The organism is Micromonospora sp. M51, from assembly GCF_018070305.1.
Classification (GTDB): domain Bacteria; phylum Actinomycetota; class Actinomycetes; order Mycobacteriales; family Micromonosporaceae; genus Micromonospora; species Micromonospora parva.
Genome location: NZ_JAGPXZ010000631.1, coordinates 1 through 3,681, shown reverse-complemented (window position 1 = coordinate 3,681; position 3,681 = coordinate 1). Strand labels below are relative to the sequence as shown.

General features: G+C 66.9%; 3 protein-coding genes. All 3 read right to left on the bottom strand.

Going from position 1 to position 3,681, the window contains the following annotated elements:
- The coding region (locus tag KBX53_RS25940; RefSeq protein ID WP_210862142.1) for an LCP family protein at window positions 1–958 on the bottom strand (958 nt) is incomplete at its 3' end.
- A 224-nt stretch (window positions 959–1,182) separates the two neighbouring features.
- On the bottom strand, window positions 1,183–2,619 hold the full coding sequence (gene atpD / locus KBX53_RS25935; RefSeq protein WP_030333183.1) for a F0F1 ATP synthase subunit beta: 1,437 nt from the start codon (window positions 2,617–2,619) through the stop codon (window positions 1,183–1,185).
- Window positions 2,619–3,548 carry a F0F1 ATP synthase subunit gamma gene (locus KBX53_RS25930; RefSeq protein ID WP_030333181.1) on the bottom strand — a complete coding sequence of 310 codons (930 nt, stop codon included), beginning with the start codon at window positions 3,546–3,548 and terminating at the stop codon, window positions 2,619–2,621. The genes atpD and KBX53_RS25930 overlap by 1 nt, the downstream gene beginning before the upstream one ends.
- Window positions 3,549–3,681: the final 133 nt, after the last annotated feature.

Sequence of the window (3,681 nt, the reverse complement as noted above, 5' to 3'; positions counted from 1 at the left end):
GGGCGATCCCGAAGTCGACCACGCTGTTTCCCCGACCGTTGAAGATCAGCGACTGCCCGGCGGCGCGGAGCACCTTGTCCAGCTTGATGGGATTGGACACCACGTCGGCGCTGAACGCCTGGCCGACCATGGCCTTGACGAACTGCTGCTGGTGGCGCTGCCGCCCGTAGTCGGAGTCCGGAACGCCGTTCTTCGGGTAGCGCTGCCGGACGTAGTCCAACGCCTGCCACCCACTCAGGTGCTGGTTGCCCTTCTTGTAGACCGCCTGCGGGCCGACGTAGCCCTCACCACGGGTGTTGCCCGGACGCGGTGTGCCGTCCGGCTTCTTGTGCTCGGACCTCACGTCGCGCTCGATGTACATGTCGACGCCACCCATGGCGTCGACGATCTTCTGGAAGCCGGTGAAGTTGATGATCGCGCCAGCGTCGAAGCGCTTGATGCCGGTCACCTTCTGCACTGTGGTGGCCAGCAGCTCGAAACCCCGTGCCGCGTCGGGGTTGGCCCCCGGCACCCTGCTGCCGAACGACATGGCAGCGTTGATCTTCGTGGTCTCGCCCGGGAACTCGGCCTTCTTGAACGCTGGGATCTGCACGTAGAGGTCGCGCGGCAGCGAGAACAGGTAGGCCCGGTCCATCGACGCCGGCACGTGCAGCACCATGATCGAGTCGGCCAGTGGCGCGGCCGTCGGCGTACGCGGGTCGATGCCGACGAGCAGGATGTTGAGCGGACCCTTGATCTCGCTCTTCTTCGCCTGGGCACCCGCCGCCTGGTCGCCGAACAGGTCGGCCTTGCCGACGGCCCCCTCGTAGCGGGCCATGAGCACCTCGGTGCCAACCAGCACCGCACCGCTGAGCACTGTCAGCACGGCGCCGAACACCGTGCAGATCCTGGCCCACCGTGGCACACCTCGCCAGATGGACGGCTTGCGGCCACGCTTGCCGGCCTTACCCACGAGCATCTCCGTTCGTTACGCCCACGACGAGAAAGACGGGCGCACGTCCTCGAAAGGTTGCAAAGATCAACGCTCGTTCAGGTGAGCGCGCGGAACGAACCGTAGCTCGGCAGTCGCGGAAGTGCCGACCACGAGTAACGGACCGCGACGATGGTAGGACGCGAACATGAACAAAAGACTGCCCCGGCATTGCCGGGGCAGTCTTTTTGTTGCGGATCAGATGGGGCTGGTCAGCCCTTCATCAGCTCCTCAGCCTTCTTCTCCAGGTCGTCGAGACCGCCGCACATGAAGAACGCCTGCTCGGGGAAGTGATCGTACTCACCCTCGCTGATCTTGCGGAACGCCTCGATGGTCTCCTTGATCGGGACCGTCGAGCCCGGAACGCCGGTGAACTGCTCCGCCGCGTACGTGTTCTGCGACAGGAAGCGCTCGATCCGCCGGGCCCGGGCCACGGTGATCTTGTCTTCCTCGGAGAGCTCCTCGATACCGAGGATGGCGATGATGTCCTGCAGGTCCTTGTAGCGCTGCAGGATCCGCTTCACCTCGGTGGCGACCTGGAAGTGCTCCTGGCCGACGAACTCCGGGGCGAGGATCCGGGACGAGGACGCCAGCGGGTCCACTGCCGGGTAGATGCCCTTGTCGGAGATCGACCGCTCCAGGTTGGTGGTCGCGTCCAGGTGGGCGAACGTGGTGGCCGGGGCGGGGTCGGTGTAGTCGTCCGCCGGCACGTAGATCGCCTGCATCGAGGTGATGGCCTGACCCCGGACGGAGGTGATCCGCTCCTGGAGCTCGCCCATCTCGTCGGCCAGGGTCGGCTGGTAACCAACGGCGCTCGGCATCCGGCCGAGCAGGGTGGACACCTCCGAACCGGCCTGGGTGAAGCGGAAGATGTTGTCGATGAAGAGCAGCACCTCCTGCTTCTTCACGTCCCGGAAGTACTCCGCCATGGTCAGCGCGGAGAGCGCCACCCGCAGACGGGTGCCCGGCGGCTCGTCCATCTGGCCGTAGACCAGCGCGGTCTTGTCGATGACGCCGGACTCGGTCATCTCGGCGATGAGGTCGTTGCCCTCACGGGTGCGCTCACCCACGCCGGCGAAGACCGAGGTACCACCGAAGTTACGGGCAACACGGGTGATCATCTCCTGGATGAGCACCGTCTTGCCCACGCCCGCGCCGCCGAACAGGCCGATCTTGCCGCCCTTGACGTACGGGGCGAGCAGGTCGATGACCTTGATGCCGGTCTCCAGCATCTCGGTCTTCGGCTCCAGGTCCGCGAAGGCCGGGGCCTTGCGGTGAATACCCCAGCGGTCGTCCGGGGTGAGGGTCTCGCCCTCCTTGAGGTTGAGCACCTCGCCGATCGCGTTGAACACGTGGCCCTTGACCGCGTCGCCCACCGGAACGGTGATCGGCTCGCCGCGGTCACGAACCTCCGCGCCGCGGACCAGGCCGTCCGTCGGCTGCATCGAGATGGCGCGGACCAGGTTGTCACCCAGGTGCTGGGCGACCTCCAGGGTCAGCGTCTTCTCACCGCCGGACAGGTCCACGGTGACGTTCAGGGCGTTGAACAGGGCAGGCATGGCGTCGCGCGGGAACTCGGCGTCGACGACCGGGCCGATGACCCGGACCACGCGACCCGTGGCCGTCTTGGTCTCTACTGGGGCAGTCATCACACTTCACTTCCCGACGCGGCCAGCGCGTTGGCGCCGCCGACGATCTCGCTGATCTCCTGGGTGATCCCGGCCTGGCGAGCCGAGTTCATCTCACGCGTGTACTTCTCGATCATGTCTTCGGCGTTGTCGGTGGCGCTCTTCATCGCCCGCCGCCGTGCCGCCGACTCACTCGCCGCCGACTCGATCAACGCCGCGTAGATCCGCGTGTTGATGTACCTCGGCAGGAGCGCGTCGAGCAGCGCCTCCGCCTCCGGCTCGAACTCGTACGCCGGCAGCAGCCCCTCGGAGCGCGGCCGGTCCTCCACCTGCATCGGACCAATGATCTTGGTAACCGGGTTCTGCGTCATGAGCGAGTGGAACTCGGTGTAGACGATGTGCAACTCGTCGACGCCGAGCACCCCGTCCGCACCGGCACCGCCGTCGACGTCGTCCGCACCGGCGGTGAACGCCTTGATCAGCGTCTCACCCACGGCGCGGGCGTCCTCGAACGACGGCTGCTCGCTGAACCCGGTCCAGTTCGCCTCGATCGGCCGGTCGCGGAACCGGTAGAACCCGACACCCTTACGCCCGATGACGTAGAGCACGGGCTCCTTGCCGTCCGCCTTGAGGCGTGCGATCAGCGACTCGGCCATCCTGATCGCGTTGGAGCTGTAACCACCGGCCAGGCCACGGTCGCTGGTGACCAACAGGACACCGGCCCGCCGCACCCGCTCGCGCGGGGTGAGCAGCGGGTGGTCGATCCGCGCGTTGGACGCCAGCGCCGTGAGCACACCGGTGATGGCCTGGGCGTACGGCAGGGACGCCTGCACCCGGGCCTGAGCCTTGGCGATCCGGCTCGTCGCCACGAGCTCCATCGCCTTGGTGATCTTCTTCATCGACTTCGCCGAGCGGATCCGTTGACGAAGAACGCGTACCTGGGCCGCCATCAGATCAGCTCTCGGCCGGGCGGTCGGTCGCGCCGTCGCGGAAGCGGGTCACCGTCTCGCGGTTCTCGTCGCCCTCAAGCGGGGCGGCCGGGGCGTCGTTGACCCGACGCTCCGCGTCCTGGTTGAGGAAGAC

What these genes read in the sequence shown, in the direction of transcription:
- atpD (WP_030333183.1), bottom strand. Translation starts at nt 2,619, where the DNA reads ATGACTGCCCCAGTAGAGACCAAGACGGCCACGGGTCGCGTGGTCCGG.
- KBX53_RS25930 (WP_030333181.1), bottom strand. Translation starts at nt 3,548, where the DNA reads ATGGCGGCCCAGGTACGCGTTCTTCGTCAACGGATCCGCTCGGCGAAG.